Here is a 16,468-nt window from a genome sequence, read left to right as displayed (position 1 = left end):
GGTAACGAGGGCTTTTTTGTGAGTAAATTTCTGTAGCGATTACCGATGAAAATGTCGAGTTCTTCATAGAGAATGCAGAGATCACAGTGAATATTGGAAATTTGTAACGACTGGGTGTTTTGAAAACAAAATCGCTTTGCGTTAATAATGTGTAAAAAATAATGCGTAAAAAAGTGAAAACCAATAAAGGAGAATAAGAAAATGAATGGATGGATGATGTGGTTAAGTCTGGCGGGGCTGGTAGTGATATTTGAGCTTTTTACCGGTACCTTTTACTTATTGATGATTTCTGTAGGTTTGCTGGCAGGTGCTGTTGTAGCAGCACTTCAATTTACGACGCCAGCACAGTTGATTGTGGCAGCATTGGTCGGCGCAGCGGCAACAGCAGCACTGCATAAAAGCAAATATGGCTGGAAAGGAAATCGCGACGTTAGCCGTAACCCGGATGTCAACATGGATATCGGCCAAAGCCTGCAAGTCAATGAATGGAAAGACCTGGGAAATGGCAAGTTCGCAGCGCGTACCATGTACCGCGGCGCTTTATGGGATGTGGAATTGCAGCACTCGGCAGGCTATCCCGGTGCATATGTGATTGAAGAAATACAAGGTAGCCGATTGATCGTCAAGCCGTCATAGAAGTAAGCGGAAGTCTGTAGTACATCTGTATAAAAACTATTTGAATAACAATAAAGGTAAGAATATGGAAAATATAGGTAGCGTCGCTCTGGTTTTATTTGTGTTGGGTCTGGTATTTGTTTTCAAAACCATTAATGTCGTGCCACAACAGCATGCATGGGTTGTGGAGCGTCTTGGTAAATATCATGCCACACTGGGGCCAGGCTTGAATATCGTGGTGCCGTTCGTTGACCGCATCGCTTACAAGCATATCCTCAAAGAAATCCCTCTGGATGTACCACCGCAGGTATGTATCACCAGAGACAATACGCAATTGCAAGTTGATGGCATACTGTATTTTCAGATCACCGATGCCATGCGCGCATCGTATGGTTCATCAAACTATATCGCGGCGATTACCCAACTGGCGCAAACAACCCTGCGTTCAGTCATCGGCAAGATGGAGCTGGATAAAACCTTTGAAGAGCGCGATCACATCAACACCACCATCGTGAATGCGATTGACGAATCGGCTGCGAACTGGGGCGTCAAGGTCTTGCGGTATGAAATCAAGGACTTGACACCACCAAAAGAAATCCTGCATGCGATGCAGGCGCAGATCACTGCTGAGCGTGAAAAGCGTGCGCTGATTGCCGCTTCAGAAGGCCGTAAGCAAGAGCAGATCAATATCGCCACTGGTGAACGTGAAGCATCGATTGCCAAATCGGAAGGTGAAAAACAGGCGTCCATCAACCGCGCACAAGGGCAGGCTGCTGCCATTTTGTCGATTGCAGAAGCCAGCGCTGAAGCGATACGCAAGACTGCCGCAGCGATACAATCGCCAGGCGGTGCTGATGCGGTGAACCTGAAAGTGGCTGAACAATATGTAGCAGCGTTTTCCAATCTGGCGAAGACCAATAACTCGATTATTGTTCCGGCCAATTTGGGTGATATGAGTGGCCTGATCGCTACTGCCATGCAAGTCGCCAAGTCACAAAAACCTGCCATCATCGAGTCGCCACGACGACCCGTCTGACCCATGCCAGAGCGTGACAGGCTCTGCATCTCTACACAAAATAAAAACCACAGTCAAGCCTGACCTGCATCTGACAGATGCAGGTTGAGCCGCTGCATTGCCGGAAAACCGGTGTTTATCTTAAGAGGATATGTATGTTTGAAATTATTCTGGCAGTCAGTGTTGTTGCCTTTATTCTGTTGCTGTACACCAGTAATATGCTGGTTTATATCTCGAATGAAAAAATTGGTATCATCGAAAAAAAATGGTCGGCCAGCGGTTCAGTACAGCATGGTTTCATTGCGCTGAACGGTGAAGCAGGTTTCCAGCCAGAAGTGCTGCGTGGTGGTTTTCATGCTTTTTTCCCGTTTCAATACTCCATCCACAGACATGATCTGGTCACGATACAACAGGGTACCCTGGCCTATGTATTTGCCCGTGACGGACAGGCCATGGCACCGACGCAAAATCTGGCATGCAACAAAATTGCCAATGATTTTACGGACGTGCGCAGCTTTCTGACCAATGCAGGTCAGAAAGGTTTGCAGCGCAAGATACTGCGTGAAGGTACTTATGCAATCAACCTCGCCCAGTTTGTTGTGCTGACTGCTGAGCGCGTGTATGCACTGCCTTTGCCAGGTGACGGCAATGTCAGTACCGATGGCATCGTGGTAGGGCAGTTGGCTGAAATGCTGGATGAATTGCGTACACGCAATGGCTTTTTGCCTTTGGTCATACGCGACGATAAACTGGCCGTGATTACGACGCATGAAGGCCAGTCTTTGCCTGAAGGCACGATCGTTGCGCCGGTAGTTGGTGCTGATCCGCATGAAGGTCGCAGTTATCATCATGATTTTCAAAACCCCGAAGTGTTTATCGAAGCCGGCGGTTATAAAGGTCGTCAGTTGCAGGTTCTTGTCGAAGGTACTTACTATCTGAACGCACGTTTTGCCAGCTATGAAATCGTCGAAAAACGTGTCGTACCGGTGGGGTATGTCGGTGTTGTCGTGTCTTATACCGGCAAGGCGGGTAATGATGTGACCGGTGATGCTTACCGTCACGGTGAGCTGGTTAGCAGCGATGAAAAGGGCGTGCAGGTTTCACCACTATTGCCTGGCAAATATGCGCTGAACCCATATGCCAAGCGCGTCATTGATGTACCTACCACCAACTTCATTTTGAAATGGCAATCTGGCCAGGTCGGCTCGCATGAGCTGGATAAACACCTGAGTGAAGTATCGTTGATCACCAAAGATGCTTTCGAACCTGACCTGCCTTTGTCGGTTGTCGTCAATATCGACTACAAAATGGCACCACTGGTCATACAAAGGTTTGGCGATATCCAAAAACTGGTCGAGCAAACCCTGGACCCTATGGTCGCCGCCTATTTCAAAAATATAGGCCAGGGGAAAACCCTGATTGAATTATTGCAAGAACGCTCTGATATCCAGGAACGTGCCAAAGCCGAAATGCGCAAAAATTTCGAAGGGTATAACCTGACTCTCAATGAGGTGCTGATAGGTACGCCGCGTGCCAAGACCGGTGATACCCAGATTGAAGTCATCCTCAAGCAATTGCGTGAACGCCAGGTATCGCGGGAACAACTGGAAACCTATAAGACCAAGGAAACCGCCGCTGTACAAGAACGTATTTTGCGCGAAGCAGAAGCCAAGGCAAAACAGCAAACTGCCATTACTGAATCAGAGCTGGCAGTGAAAATTGCAGAAAACCAGGGTAGTGCAGCCGTGCAAAAGGCGATCAAGGCCGCGGAAGAAGCACGTCAGGTTGCTTCTGGTGCGGCCGATGCCAAACGTACTTTAGCCAATGCCGAGGCCTACCAGATCCAGCAGATAGGTGAGGCGCAAGCGAAAGCAACCGAGTTGAATGTAGAAGCTTATGGTGGCCCTGAACTGCAATTCCAGCAAACAGTATTACTGCGCTTTGCCGAAGCCATAGAGAAAGGCCATATCGCCATGGTGCCAAGCATACAGACCGGTGGCAGCGGCAGCAGTTCAGCCGTGGATGCTTTTTTGGCCCTGGCAGCGAAAGACTTGCTGAATAAGGGTGAGAACAAGACAGCAATTATTAATGCCAGCTAAGTAAGCTCTGCGCGATTAACAGGATGGCATCGGTCAAAACGATGCCATCTTTTCATTTGTCAGCAGGCCGAGAGCTTGTGCCTGAGGCTGCCACAGGCAGATATCTACCAGCAGCGACTGAACGTCCAGCCCGGTTTCTTTTGCTGATTGTACTGCACACTGGTGAAGGCCGGGATTGCTGTAAGCGGCCTGCAAAAAATGATATTGCCAGGGAAGCAGGCTGATCAGCTGTATGCGGTAGTTCTGGCGCGTCAATGCAAGGTAACTGGTTTCAGGTTCTGGTGGGGCTGGCAAATCCTGTTCTGCCGCCGCATGTTTTGCCTGTTCCCAATAAGCCTGTAAAGGAAAACTGGATTTCAGCAGCCGTAAGCAGGCCGGGATGTAGATGTCTGCATCAGAACCCATCAACAAGTCAAACGCATTATTGGTTTTGGTGTCGCGGTTTTGCTCAAGACCAGGCGCGCGTATGACTTCAGTAAATGCCCGTTCCAGTCTGGCTATTTCAATCGGGAACTGCAATAGCAGGTTCGCTTCGTCTGCATGGGTCTCATTTTTTGGCTGACTTTGCAGCAGGAAGTCAGCAAAGCTGGCACCCAGATCATACAAGGATGGTGCGCGGGAAGGATGGCGCCAGATATAGTTGTGAGCAAAAAAATTAAATAATTCATTACCCATCAGACGGTGTAAAACCGGGAAGTCAGCCTGCAGGCACTCCTGCAAGCGCAGAATGTAACCATTGGCATAAATATGCATGCGTGACTGTTTTCCTGGTCTTATCCTGATGATATCCGGTTCTGCCATGCCCAGGTGTTGTTGTGCTAGGCTTAAACCTCTTGCCAGGCCACCAGGTGCTGTCATCACTGTCAAGAACCAGTTTTGTAATTGCGATAGCGATGGGTCAGGTAAAGGCTGGTTCATGAAGTGCTGAGTTCTTCCAGCTGAAAATGCAAAGGGGTAGATAAGCTATTGCCGGATGCCACATTGATTTTCATATCAGGAAAATGCCCCGCCATGGCCAGCCTTGCCTTGTCCAGTTCGGCAAGCAAGTCAGGATAGGCCGGGATATTGGCGTCCCATTCCAGCAATGTGGAAACTCCACCTGTCAAAGTTTGGGCCAGCGCATACAAATGCCATACCGGTGTTGGCACAGGCTGATCATGCGTATCTATCATATAGTCACCGCAGTGACTCGGCCCTGCCAGGTGAATTTGTACAATGCGGTCCGCCGGCAGGTTGCGTATATAACGCTCAGCATCAAAGCCGTGGTTGTAGGCAGATACGTAGACATTATTGACATCCAGCAGCAGGCCGCAACCGGTTTTTTCCGTCAAGCGGCTTAAGAACTCATCTTCAGCCATGCTTGACTGCGCAAATTCAACATAGGTACTGGGGTTTTCAATGATCAGTGGACGTTGCAGAAAATCCTGAACTACGCATACACGCCCAGCCACATGCTCAAGCGTTGCCTCGTTCAAAGGCAGTGGCAGCAAATCATGAGTATTCATTGCAGCCGCACCAGTCCAGCATAAATGGTCAGATATCCAGACTGGCTGCAATTCTTTAGCCAACTGTTTGAGCTTATTCAAATAGTCGAAATCCAGTGCATCCGTACTGCCTATCGACAGGGAAACACCATGCATCACAATAGGACAGGTTTGCGCTATGCGTTCCAGCACGTGCCGCGCATAGCCATGGTTATCAATGAAGTTTTCTGTGATCACCTCAAACCAGGCTACTCCGGCACCATATTTGAGGATGTGCTCAAAGTGGGTGTTGCGCAGGCCAACGCCCAGGCCCAGGTTGGGCAGGCCCAGGCGTGGCTGCGTGGCTTGTTTGATGTGTTGCAAAGACATGCTTACATCATCAGGTTGATGGTGGCAAAGCCAGGCGCAAATCATTTGGCTTAGGCATTTCCCCCGGGTTTTTATGACTTGCCGCCATGGCCTTGCTGTAAGCTGCCCATGCCGTGTCAAAAACGCCGTCACCTTGTTTGAAATTGATGTTCTTGTTCTTCAGTAATTGTGCTTCATGAGGTGGTTCATTGCCAAATGTATATAGCGTCATCGTGCCGCTGGCTGGAAACAGCTGTGATGCCGAGATCGGCACGGCACAGCCACCATATGTCTTGCAGCGGTTGTCACTAGGCGGGCTATATAAAGTGCCTGTTGGTGCCGGACCTGGGGGCGCGCCACAGAGACTATGTGAGCCAAGGTCTGGGCTTGCGCCCAGGAGGTTGTCTTTTTCTGGTTTGACGACCATGTCTATCTGGGCAAAGCCGCAACCGCCCTGGGCGCGGCAGCCATTTGAGCCGCGACAGCTATGATAGACCTCAATGGCTGCGCATTGATTGTCTGCCTGTTCGCTGGCTGTCGCCTTATTCTTGTCGAAATCCAGGCCCTGGCAGGCATGATACAAAACATTTTGGTCTGGCAAGGGCACGTCAACCGATAAATCTGGCGAACATCCTGTGATGGCCCAGCAAATCGACATGCGGTCACCTGAGCCAACCATGGACGGATAGGGGAAGGCTGCGTTCTTGTCTGCCCAGTACTCATCCAGTATCGAAGTAATACCGTAAATGGCACCGGCAGAGACGCGGCTGAGCATTTCTACAGTTTTTGCGCCGTCAGCTTTCAGGCGATTCAGCGCACCGGCCACTTCGTCAGGTGAGGGAATATTTTGTGGTGCTGAAGCGGCTTGATAATCCTTGTTTGTCAGCATCGCAGCTGTCCAGTGATTGCCGGCAACGGCATGCCATTGCTCCCAAGTGTTCAAGCGATCAGAAGCGGCTGCGCCAGGATGTTCCATTTCTTTCCTGATATCCTGAAACCGCTCATAGTGATCAAAGGCTGCACTATGGAAACGTGCGGCAGCATCTCTGGAAAGCGCTTCTTCGCCGTCACCGTCATAGGAAGGGTAATCAGCTATCAGGGCTTCGTCGGATTCGCGATAATCAGGCTGTACGGCACGCAATAACTGTGAGCGGCGATAGTATTTGATGCCAGCGGAATTGCCTTCTCCCTGATCTGTGATGGCGCACATCATGTCGATGACCTTGTTTTGTGAGCCAGTTTTGCCACCGTCAAGATCATCAGGGCCGAACAAGGTATCAAATTGCGGATACTCTTTTTTAGGGTGGCTTTCATTTGGCTGTTTTGGCGTACTGTGGACATTGAACATATCCTTTTGTACGGCTTCATTATCAAACAGTTTTTGCCAGAGTGTCTGGCCATCCGTATACTCCATGCTGATGTATTTGGCATAGCATTCATACATATAGCCAATGGTGCCAAACAATGGCAGATCAGTGAAACCTTTGTCAGGTGTCCAGTCAGCCAGTGGTATGTCAGGGAAATATTTATCGGCATTGTGGCGCAATTCTTCACGTGCCTGCATTTCTGGCTGCTCAATTGCCAGGAAGAGTTCTATCTGGTTTTTATTCAGCGATTCCAGATTGACTCTGACGTCTTTGTAGCTATGGGTATCCCTGAGATCAACGATGCAAGGTATGGTATGTTTGCCTGGGCCATAGCAAGTCCAGCCACGCTCGCTGTTTTGCAAGCCAGAATCAGTGGTAAAACTGGGAGCGACGCCAATGGCTGTGGCGATATTGGCAGCCATCTGCAAATGCAGCATTTCCTGGATGAAAACACTGAATATGATATTGAAGGCACGCTCATTGGCCGTATTGGGTTGAGCAGTGGTCGCCAGGCCTGGCCATTGGCGACCCTTATAATAATTATTGTTTTTGGAATTGATCTGATGTGTGCCATAGATCGAATACATGGAATTCATGTACAGCGGTATCGTAAATAGCTCTACGCTGACGGTTGCCTGGGCAATAGCACGCACCGCCGCCGTATCTGTTTGCAAGTGTTCAAGTGAGCGGTTGGTGATGACTTTCTGTGGCGATTCAGGAATGGCTGCAAACATGATGGCGTCTCCGTGGTCAGACTATTCAAACAGGCGATGGATGGTGAATAACACTTTTTGAAAATGTTAAAAAGCCAATTACTCTAGCATAAAGAAAATGGTTTAATTGTCGTTTTTGAATATTTCTTTGCTATTCATATAGTCATGTAATTAGCTGGTATCTGGCTCAATTAACTGGCTCAATTTTCTTTCGAGGTATCCTGGGTGAAAAAAATTCTCGACGATTTTCAACAAGCCTTCGCACCGCTGGCTGATGCAGGTAGGGCGCAAGCCATGCGCGCGTATATGAAAGACCGCTATGATTTTTTGGGTATTTCCGCACCGGACAGGCGCAAGGCAAGTGCAGCGATCATTAAAGACCTGAAGGGCGCCAATGCAAGTGAACTGATGGCGGTCGCAGGGGCTTTATGGTCATGTAAAGAACGCGAATACCAATATACTGCTGTCGATGTGCTCGTGAAGCACCATACACGCCTGGAGCCCGGCAACATCAACGACTTGCTGGCGCTGGTGCAGCAAAAATCCTGGTGGGATACAGTTGACGGCCTGGCAGGGGTCGTTGGTGATGTGCTGCGCCTGCATTTGACCGATGACAGACAAGTACAGGCAAACATGGATGCGGCACTGGGCCATACAGATTTCTGGGTTAGGCGTATCGCCTTATTGCACCAGTTAGGCTGGCGTGAAAAAACGGATACAGAACGCCTGTTTCATTACGCATTGGCACTGGCGCATGAAAAAGAATTCTTTATCAGGAAGGCGACAGGCTGGGCTTTGCGTGACTATGCCTGGCATGATCCAGCTCTTATCCGTGATTTTTTGACTGCACATAAACAGAAATTGTCGACGCTGACCTGTCGCGAAGCGGGTAAAAACCTGTTGAAGTTGGGGTATTCCTTGTAAAAGCATGCATATTGCCGGGCATTTGCAATATGATATCGGGTTGATTGCGCTTTTCTATTTTCCTTCTGATGAAACACACCAAATTTATTATTGCTGGCGGTCTTGCCGCATGTCTGGCGCTGGCAGGCTATTTTGTTTTTCAAAAACCATCTGGTACATCAGGTACGTCGGGTGCATCAGGCGAGATTGCCGGGGCCACTGACAAGAATGACGGTATCGTTGCCGGTAAATTACCTGAAGACCTGAATGGCTTATTGATCGCTTACCGCAAAATCATTGTGTTGCTGGCTGAAGAAAAGAAGTTGTCACCCAAAGAGCGTAATGAAGTCAACCGGGTTGGTCAGGCCCTGTTTCATGAAAATCTTGTGCGGCTGGAAAACCTGAGTGATACCTTCAATAAACTGAAGACGCTCAGCGCGGCAAAGCGCGAAAGCAGCTTTGACGCCATCCTGACGTATATCGAATCGGGCGAAGACCTCTATGATGCTGACCGCCTGGCATTTCGTGAAGTGTTGTTGCAACTGCAAAAGCTGATCGCGGCAGAACAGACTTTGCCAGCGATCAAACTGCACAAACGTGTGAGCGATGACCTGAATGCTCTGACCGATATAGAAAAAGAATATGACAAGGAACTGAAAGAAATTTTTTCACGGTTTGAATCGCGCTCTATAGAGCTCAAGCGCGAACGCTGGGATGACTATATCGTCAAATTGAGCAAGCTATATAACCGTGAACAAATCCTCAAGGATTACGGCATCATTTTGCCTTACCCTGAAAAACCTGATCTGGCAGATGACAAGGAAAAAGAAATCTTTGGCCAGGGCTTGCCTGCCAAAACTGTGGTGCTCACCTTTGATGACGGCCCACATGCCACCTATACCGATGAAATTGCAGCGATTTTAAAACAATACAATGTACCCGGTGTATTTTTTGAAGTAGGTAAAAACGTCGGCACTGTTGATGCAAAAGGTAAAGAGCAGTTGAACAAGAATGCCGAGACCAGTAGAAAATTGCTGAGTGCTGGCCACGTCATCGGCAACCATAGCTTTAGCCACGCCTTGCTTTCCAAGCAAAGTGGCGACAGCCTGAATGCCGAAATCGAACAGACCGACAAATTGCTCAAGGCGATTGACCCGACACGCTCAGCCTTGTTCCGCTTCCCCTATGGCGCGAAGAACAAGGAAGGCATGCAGATTTTGGGCAAGCTGGGCTTGCGTTCGGTGATGTGGAATATCGATTCCCTGGACTGGGCTGACCCTGTGCCAAACTCCATCGCCGGACGTGTGTTGGGCCAGCTGGAAAAAGAACAGCGCGGCATTATCCTGTTCCATGACATTCATGAGCGTACTGTCAAAGCCCTGCCTTTGGTACTCGATAAACTGATCGCCGATGGCTACAGTTTTGCATCCTGGGACGGTACAGAATTCAAAGTTGCCAAAGGCAGCAAGGCAACAACAGAAAAAGTCAGTATCACGACGGATTATCAAAACAGCTGGGCGATAGTCATCGGCATTAATGATTACGTGAAATGGCCGAAATTACAGTACGCAGTGCAGGATGCCAGCGCCATTCGTGAAACCCTGATTAACCGCCTGGGTTTTGCCGGTGACAAGGTATTGACGCTGACCAATGCGGATGCCACCAGAAATAATATCCTGGCTTTGTTCCATGAAAAACTGGGGCATGGGCAATTAAAGAAAGACGACAGGGTATTTGTATTTTTCGCCGGTCATGGTGCCACCAGAAAACTGAGTTCTGGCCGTAACCTGGGTTACATCATCCCGGTTGATTCTGATCCTGAGCAATTGTCGGTAGATGCGATTCCCATGACAGATTTGCAGAACATTGCCGAAAGCCTCAACGCCAAACATATCCTGTTTGTCATGGATGCCTGTTATAGCGGCCTTGGCCTGACGCGTGGTGGTGGCAGTACGGCATTCCTGCGTGAAAATGCCAAGCGTATAGGCCGGCAAATGCTCACTGCCGGTGGTGCAGATCAACTGGTGGCCGATGGTGGCCCGAATGGCCATTCAGTGTTCACGTGGACCTTGTTGCAGGCCTTGAGTGGCAAGGCAGACATGAATGGTGACGGCATGATCACTGCGACCGAACTGGCGGCCTATATTGCGCCCGCTGTATCGAGTGTGTCGCAACAAACGCCGGCCTTTGGTAGTTTGCCAGGCTCCGAAGGCGGGGAATTCGTCTTTGAATTGCGTGGTGAAGGTGAATTTTTAAGTGCCAAAACCAATCAGCTTTCTGCCGATGCGATAGCGCTCAACACCAAACTTGATGGCGCAGTAGTAAAAGCCGGAGGTGACACACCTATCGTCATCAAGAACCTCAACGGCGGCGAACAAAAAATTGCAGCGCCAAAACTGGTGGACGGTTCATCACGTCAACTGGCGCAAAGAGCGAATGATCATGGCTTGCAACTATACCGTGAAAAACAATATGCGCAGGCAGAAGCAGCATTTACTGAAGCCCTGAAATACCGTCCTGACTTTGGCCTTGCTGCCAATAACCTTGGCTTTGTCTATTTCAAGCAGCAAAAATATGCAGAAGCAGCGAGATGGTTTGAAAATACCTTGCAGATAGATCCATCACGGGCAATTGCCTATCTGAACCTGGGTGATGCCAGGGCCTTGTTGAATGAAAATGAAAAAGCAAAAACAGCCTATCTGAGCTTTTTGGAATTGTCGCCAAATAGCCCGAATGCCAGCTATGTCAAAGATGCCTTGAAAAAGCTGAACTGACCAGGAAAAATGTATCGAAAAAAATGGCGCATGATGTGATGCGCCGTTTTTTATGAAATTGATGAGATAGGGAATGTAATTTTTTATCTCTGCCCGATCTTTGTTTCACCAAACAGGTTCTTTTGATCCCGTGGCTGCGAACGCCAGTATTGACGGGGTGCTTCCACGCTCGCTCCCAATTTTGCAGCAGCATGCCAGGGCCAGTGTGGGTCGTACAAAATGCCACGCGCAATCGCGATGGCATCAGCTTTACCTGCAACGATAATTTCTTCGGCCTGCTGCGCCTCGGTGATCAGGCCTACGGCAATGATGGGCAATTTGCAGTGCTGTTTCAATTCTTGCGCCAGGTGTACCTGGTATCCAGGCCCTACTGGAATTTGCTGCAAGGGAGATATACCGCCACTCGATACATGAACGAAGTCGCAGCCTCGCTCTTGCAATAACAGGGTAAATTGCTTGCTTTGCTCTATCGTCAGCCCGCCATCCACCCAGTCAGTAGCAGAAATGCGTATGCCTACGGCCATTTTTTCTGGTACTGCGGAACGCACTGCATCAAAAACTTCGAGTGGGAAGCGCATACGGTTTTCTATTGAACCACCATATTGATCAGTGCGCTGATTTGACAGTGGTGATAAAAACTGGTGTAGCAAATAACCGTGCGCAGCATGCAATTCAATAGCATCGATACCCAGGCGATGTGCACGCTTTGCAGCATTGACAAATGCAGCTTTGACACGCGCCAGGCCTTCGCTGTCAAGCGCAAGAGGAGGGCGTTCTCCCTGCGCATGCGCAATAGCGGATGGCGCGACCATTTGCCAGCCACCGTCTTCCAGTGGAATTAATTGTCCACCATCCCATGGTACCTGGCTGGAAGCCTTGCGACCCGCATGGCCCAGTTGTATTGCCACTGGCATCGCAGAATATTTACGCAATGTTGTCAGCACTGTTGCCAGGGCCGCTTCATTTTCATCCGACCATAAACCCAGGTCGCCTGGTGAAATACGGCCTATTTCTTCGACTGCGGTTGCTTCTATGATGAGTAGGCCAGCACCAGACAGGGCGAGGCCGCCCAGATGCACTGTATGCCAGTCTGTGGCATTACCTGCATCGGCAGAGTATTGGCACATGGGTGCAATAATGATGCGATTTTTAAGTTGTAGAGAGCCTAGGCTCAGTGGTGAAAAGAGTGCGCTCATGCTGGTAGAAAACCGTGTAAGAGAATAGGGGAATATGAAATGGCATTATGCCCCTAGTCTCTTTTTATTGCTGGGCGCCTGAAAATTAGCCTTCACTCAAGTGGCACTATCCATGGCTTCAATCACTTGCTTGATTTTGATGGCTTTTTCAAAATGGTCAAACTTGTTCGTCATGATCCACCAGGTAGCAGCTTCCATCAATAGTTGTGGGTCATCATTTTTATTGGCAAAGAACGCGTAAAAAGAAAGCCCGACATTTGAACCCTTTTGCTCGATTTTGTTGTCACATACGGCAATGATTTTTTTTCTTAAGATATCTCTCATACGAACGCAGTATTTAAACAGGGAATTTATTTAAGCAGTATGTAAACCGAAAACGCTGCTAGAACAAGCGCGAAGTATTGCAGTGGTATCCAGAATATCGTGTGTTTTTCGAATACCTGGACAATCTGATTCGTCTTCGGGTCTATGTGCTCGGTTGGCGGGAATTTTTTCAGGCTATAGCCTATGAACCAGACTACGGCAGCAGATATGGCGAGAGAAACTGCAGGTGCCCAGGAATGGGAAGAGTAATAACCTTTGCCCATCCATTCGTCTATCAGGTAATTGCCACCCAAAGCGAATAAGAACGGAACAAGTACTGCGGTAAAGCCTGCACCTTGCCACACAATGAACATATCGCTATCCCCTTTTTTGAAGTTTGATGATACGCGTCAGCCTATATGAATGCTGTGCTATCCACGCAATAAAATCTGTTTCTTCATTTACAGATTCTCAAAACACTTGCTAAATATCAAGCGGCTAAATCATATCAGTAAGTTATGCTTTTAAGATAGCAAGAAGATCGCTCAATAAATGGCAAAGCCTTTTGACATCAATAGTTAAAAGTTTGGTCGCAGATGCAGGGCAAGTCTTCAAGAAAGCATGAATGCGCCAGATCAGGGAATTTTCGACCTTGCTATTGACTTTATCGGCGCAGTGCCCATTTTTGATACAGTTAAGTGAACGTTTGTAAAGAAATACCTGACCTCCATGACCGCAAATGACAGGACAGGAAGGTCTTTGCGTCGCAATTGATCACGCTAATTGGCGTGAGGATGGGATGAAAATATGGAATGGCTGCTGCTCGCGATGGTCTTGCTGATACTGGGTGTGTTTATCCTGCCGCGTGCGCGTTTGCGTTATGTGCTGTCGCAAGCTTTTCCATTGAATTATTCAAAAATCCTGCGCAAGAATTTACCTGGTTACGCGAAACTGCCCACCCATTTACAAATGCAGCTAAAGCGCCGCATACGGCAGTTTTTGTATCAGAAAACTTTTGTGGAATGCGCTGGTTTAATCATGACTGATGAGATCAGAGTAACGATAGCCGGTAAAGCCTGCATGTTGCTGCTCAATCGTGCATCCGGTGTGTACCCGCAACTGACACATATCCTGGTCTACCCAACTACCTTCGTTGCACCACGAACGCAAACGAATGGTGATGGCATTGTCACACATACCAATCAGGGTCTCAGTGGTGAATCATGGAGTGATGGGCGCGTTATTCTTGCCTGGGATCAGGCTGCGCATAACCCCGAAACTGAAGCGCGTGGACAAGATGTGGTGTTGCATGAATTTGCCCATCAACTGGATAGTGAAACCGGCGCAACCAACGGCGCACCTGCGTTGAAGAATGCCGCCGCCTATCAGGCATGGTCGCAGGTGATGGAACGTGAATTTATGCAGTTGCAACAAGCCATTGCCAGTGATGTGCCTACGGTGATCGACCCTTATGGGGCGACCAATCCGGCAGAGTTTTTTGCAGTGATCACAGAGGCTTTTTTCAAGAAAAGCCGGGAGCTTGCAGATTTTCACCCAGCTTTATTTGCGCAGTTAAATGCCTACTATCGCGTTGATCCCAGGGAATGGGCCTAGGCAGTTGCTGTAGAATTTTATCCTACTGCTTCAAGAAACTCTTGTTGCTCCAGCCAGTCAGCTTCGGTTTGTTCGAGCTCTTTTACCAGGTAAGCCTGATCCAGCAATAGGCCTTTGAGTTTTTCCTTATTGGCGTCGCTGTAGATGTCTGCGCCTTCCAGCTGGGCAGAAATTTCCTGCTTCCTGGCATTGAGCTTGGCCATTTGTTCTTCCAGGCGTTTGATGCGGGTTTCTATAGGCTTGCGCTGGGCCGCATTTTTCTGTCTGTCGTCAGCTTCTTTGCGGCGCTTTTCCTTGTCGTCCACGGCAACCGGGATAGGCTTGGCTTGTGGCAGGCTTTCTTCCTTGGCTTTGGATTTGGGTGGCAGGGCAGGGGAAGCTTCTTTTTCAAGTTTGTTCTTGAACAGCCAGTCTTTGTAATCATCCAGATCGCCGTCAAATGGTTGCAGCTTGCCGTCGGCAACGATGATGAACTGATCAGTCGTGGCGCGCAGTAAGTGACGATCATGGGATACGACGACCAGTGTGCCTTCAAATTGCGCCAGGGCTTCTGTCAGGGCTTCGCGGGTTTCCAGGTCCAGATGGTTGGTTGGCTCATCCAGCAACAGCAGGTTGGGGCGCTGCCAAACTATCATCGCCAGTGCCAGCCTTGCTTTTTCGCCGCCAGAAAACGGTGCGATCGGACTGGTTACCATGTTGCCAGGGAAATTGAAGCCGCCGAGGAAGTTACGTAATTCCTGTTCACGCACATTCGGTGCAATATGGGCCAGATGCCATAACGGTGATTCATCATGACGCAGCATTTCGACCTGGTGCTGGGCAAAATAGCCAATTTCCAGACCTTTGCCGGTATGCATTTCACCTGTCAGCGGTTTGATATCGCCGACGATGGTTTTGATCAATGTTGATTTACCCGCACCATTCACCCCCAGCAGGCCAATACGCTGACCAATTTGTAGCGAGAATTTGACGTCGGAGACAATGAGTTTCTCCGAGAAGCTATGGTCAGTCTTGGATTCTATGCGGTAACCGCAATTGACATCTTCCATCACCAGCATGGGATTGGGAGCGCTAAGTGGTTCGCGGAACTCAAAAGAAAATTCCGCAGCAGCGCGCAAGGGGGCCAGTTCTTCCATGCGGGCCAATGCTTTGATACGGCTTTGCGCCTGTTTGGCTTTGCTGGCTTTGGCGGCAAAGCGGTCAATGAAAGACTGCAAATGGGCGCGTTTGCGGTTTTGCTTTTCCAGCGTGCCTTGCGCCAGTATCAGTTGCGCTGCGCGCTGACGTTCAAATGCTGAATAATTACCCGAGTAGCGCTTGAGCTTGCGCTCATCAATGTGGACAATCACATTGGTGACACCATCGAGGAAATCGCGGTCATGCGAAATGATGATTAGTGTGCCGGCATAACGTTTGAGCCAATCCTCCAGCCAGATGATGGCATCCAGATCCAGATGGTTGGTCGGTTCATCAAGCAGCAACAGGTCTGATTTGCACATCAAGGCCTGGGCCAGATTAAGGCGCATGCGCCAGCCACCAGAAAAACTGGCAACTGATTGTTCCATTTGTTCCAGCGTGAAACCCAGGCCGACCAGCAATTGCTCACCACGTGAGCGTACGGTATAGGCATCTGCATCTGCCAGGGCACCGTAGACATTGCCAATCGCGATACCGTTATCATGGCTTTCAGGTTGCGCTTCCAGTTCAGCCAGCTCTGCTTCCAGTTTGCGCAACGTGACATCACCATCAATGGCGTAGTCGATAGCGCTACGTTCCAGGGCAGGGGTTTCCTGGGCGACGTGCGCCAGTTGCCATTTGGCCGGGAATTCTATGCTGCCCTGATCGGGGTGTAGCTCACCACGCAACATGGCAAACAAGCTGGATTTGCCTGCGCCGTTTGATCCGATCAAGCCTATCTTGTCGCCGGGATTAAGCGTGACATCGACGCTATCGAATAAAGGTTTGGTACCACGGGCAAGAATAACTTGTTGAAGACGTATCATATAAACTTAAAATAAATGGTATTGCTGTTTCGGC

The 16,468-nt window shown here is 49.1% G+C and carries 13 protein-coding genes; 6 read left to right on the top strand and 7 right to left on the bottom strand.

From position 1 onward, the window contains the following. Positions 1–201 precede the first annotated feature (201 nt). The 3 genes from ACO0LH_RS21620 (at position 202) to ACO0LH_RS21610 (ending at position 3,729) form a co-directional block, all read left to right on the top strand. Positions 202–636, top strand: a complete 435-nt coding sequence (locus ACO0LH_RS21620) for an NfeD family protein (RefSeq protein WP_422943203.1) — start codon at positions 202–204, stop codon at positions 634–636. 64 nt (positions 637–700) lie between these two features. Next, positions 701–1,651, top strand: coding sequence for an SPFH domain-containing protein (locus tag ACO0LH_RS21615; RefSeq protein WP_422943202.1), 951 nt, complete (start codon positions 701–703; stop codon positions 1,649–1,651). Positions 1,652–1,785: 134 nt separating this feature from the next. Beyond that, positions 1,786–3,729: an SPFH domain-containing protein gene (locus ACO0LH_RS21610; protein ID WP_422943201.1), complete on the top strand. Its 1,944-nt coding sequence runs from the start codon at positions 1,786–1,788 to the stop codon at positions 3,727–3,729. A gap of 33 nt (positions 3,730–3,762) precedes the next feature. Here the strand turns inward: ACO0LH_RS21610 and ACO0LH_RS21605 are convergent, their stop codons facing one another. The 3 genes from ACO0LH_RS21605 to ACO0LH_RS21595 are packed head-to-tail and all read right to left on the bottom strand — an operon-like array spanning position 3,763 to position 7,662. Then, positions 3,763–4,647: a putative DNA-binding domain-containing protein gene (locus tag ACO0LH_RS21605; RefSeq protein WP_422943200.1), complete on the bottom strand. Its 885-nt coding sequence runs from the start codon at positions 4,645–4,647 to the stop codon at positions 3,763–3,765. After that, entirely contained in the window at positions 4,644–5,582 is a 939-nt protein-coding gene (locus ACO0LH_RS21600) for a DUF692 domain-containing protein (RefSeq protein ID WP_422943199.1), read from the bottom strand. The genes ACO0LH_RS21605 and ACO0LH_RS21600 overlap by 4 nt, the downstream gene beginning before the upstream one ends. A 10-nt stretch (positions 5,583–5,592) precedes the next feature. After that, a complete protein-coding gene (locus ACO0LH_RS21595) occupies positions 5,593–7,662 on the bottom strand; it encodes a ferritin-like domain-containing protein (protein ID WP_422943198.1) in 2,070 nt (689 codons plus the stop codon). A gap of 204 nt (positions 7,663–7,866) precedes the next feature. Here ACO0LH_RS21595 and ACO0LH_RS21590 point away from each other — a divergent pair, with 204 nt between their 5' ends. After that, positions 7,867–8,565, top strand: coding sequence for a DNA alkylation repair protein (locus ACO0LH_RS21590; protein WP_422943197.1), 699 nt, complete (start codon positions 7,867–7,869; stop codon positions 8,563–8,565). A 68-nt stretch (positions 8,566–8,633) separates the two neighbouring features. Beyond that, positions 8,634–11,318 (top strand): polysaccharide deacetylase family protein, encoded by a 2,685-nt coding sequence (locus tag ACO0LH_RS21585; RefSeq protein WP_422943196.1) that lies wholly within the window; start codon positions 8,634–8,636, stop codon positions 11,316–11,318. An 83-nt stretch (positions 11,319–11,401) separates the two neighbouring features. Here the strand turns inward: ACO0LH_RS21585 and ACO0LH_RS21580 are convergent, their stop codons facing one another. From ACO0LH_RS21580 to ACO0LH_RS21570, 3 genes are all read right to left on the bottom strand, one after another. Continuing rightward, positions 11,402–12,514: an NADH:flavin oxidoreductase/NADH oxidase gene (locus ACO0LH_RS21580; RefSeq protein WP_422943195.1), complete on the bottom strand. Its 1,113-nt coding sequence runs from the start codon at positions 12,512–12,514 to the stop codon at positions 11,402–11,404. Between the two features lie 96 nt (positions 12,515–12,610). Then, complete coding sequence (locus ACO0LH_RS21575; protein WP_422943194.1) at positions 12,611–12,838, bottom strand: DUF6500 family protein; 228 nt, start codon at positions 12,836–12,838, stop codon at positions 12,611–12,613. 26 nt (positions 12,839–12,864) lie between these two features. Further along, complete coding sequence (locus tag ACO0LH_RS21570; protein WP_422943193.1) at positions 12,865–13,191, bottom strand: hypothetical protein; 327 nt, start codon at positions 13,189–13,191, stop codon at positions 12,865–12,867. Positions 13,192–13,624: 433 nt separating this feature from the next. Here ACO0LH_RS21570 and ACO0LH_RS21565 point away from each other — a divergent pair, with 433 nt between their 5' ends. Further along, positions 13,625–14,431 (top strand): zinc-dependent peptidase, encoded by an 807-nt coding sequence (locus tag ACO0LH_RS21565; protein ID WP_422943192.1) that lies wholly within the window; start codon positions 13,625–13,627, stop codon positions 14,429–14,431. Positions 14,432–14,448: 17 nt separating this feature from the next. Here ACO0LH_RS21565 and ACO0LH_RS21560 read toward each other — a convergent pair whose 3' ends face one another. After that, positions 14,449–16,434, bottom strand: a complete 1,986-nt coding sequence (locus ACO0LH_RS21560) for an ATP-binding cassette domain-containing protein (RefSeq protein WP_422943191.1) — start codon at positions 16,432–16,434, stop codon at positions 14,449–14,451. Between the last annotated feature and the right edge of the window lie 34 nt (positions 16,435–16,468).

The sequence above is a fragment of the Undibacterium sp. TJN19 genome, assembly GCF_049339485.1.
Taxonomy (GTDB): Bacteria; Pseudomonadota; Gammaproteobacteria; order Burkholderiales; family Burkholderiaceae_D; genus Undibacterium.
This window is presented reverse-complemented; position numbering and strand designations above follow the sequence as displayed.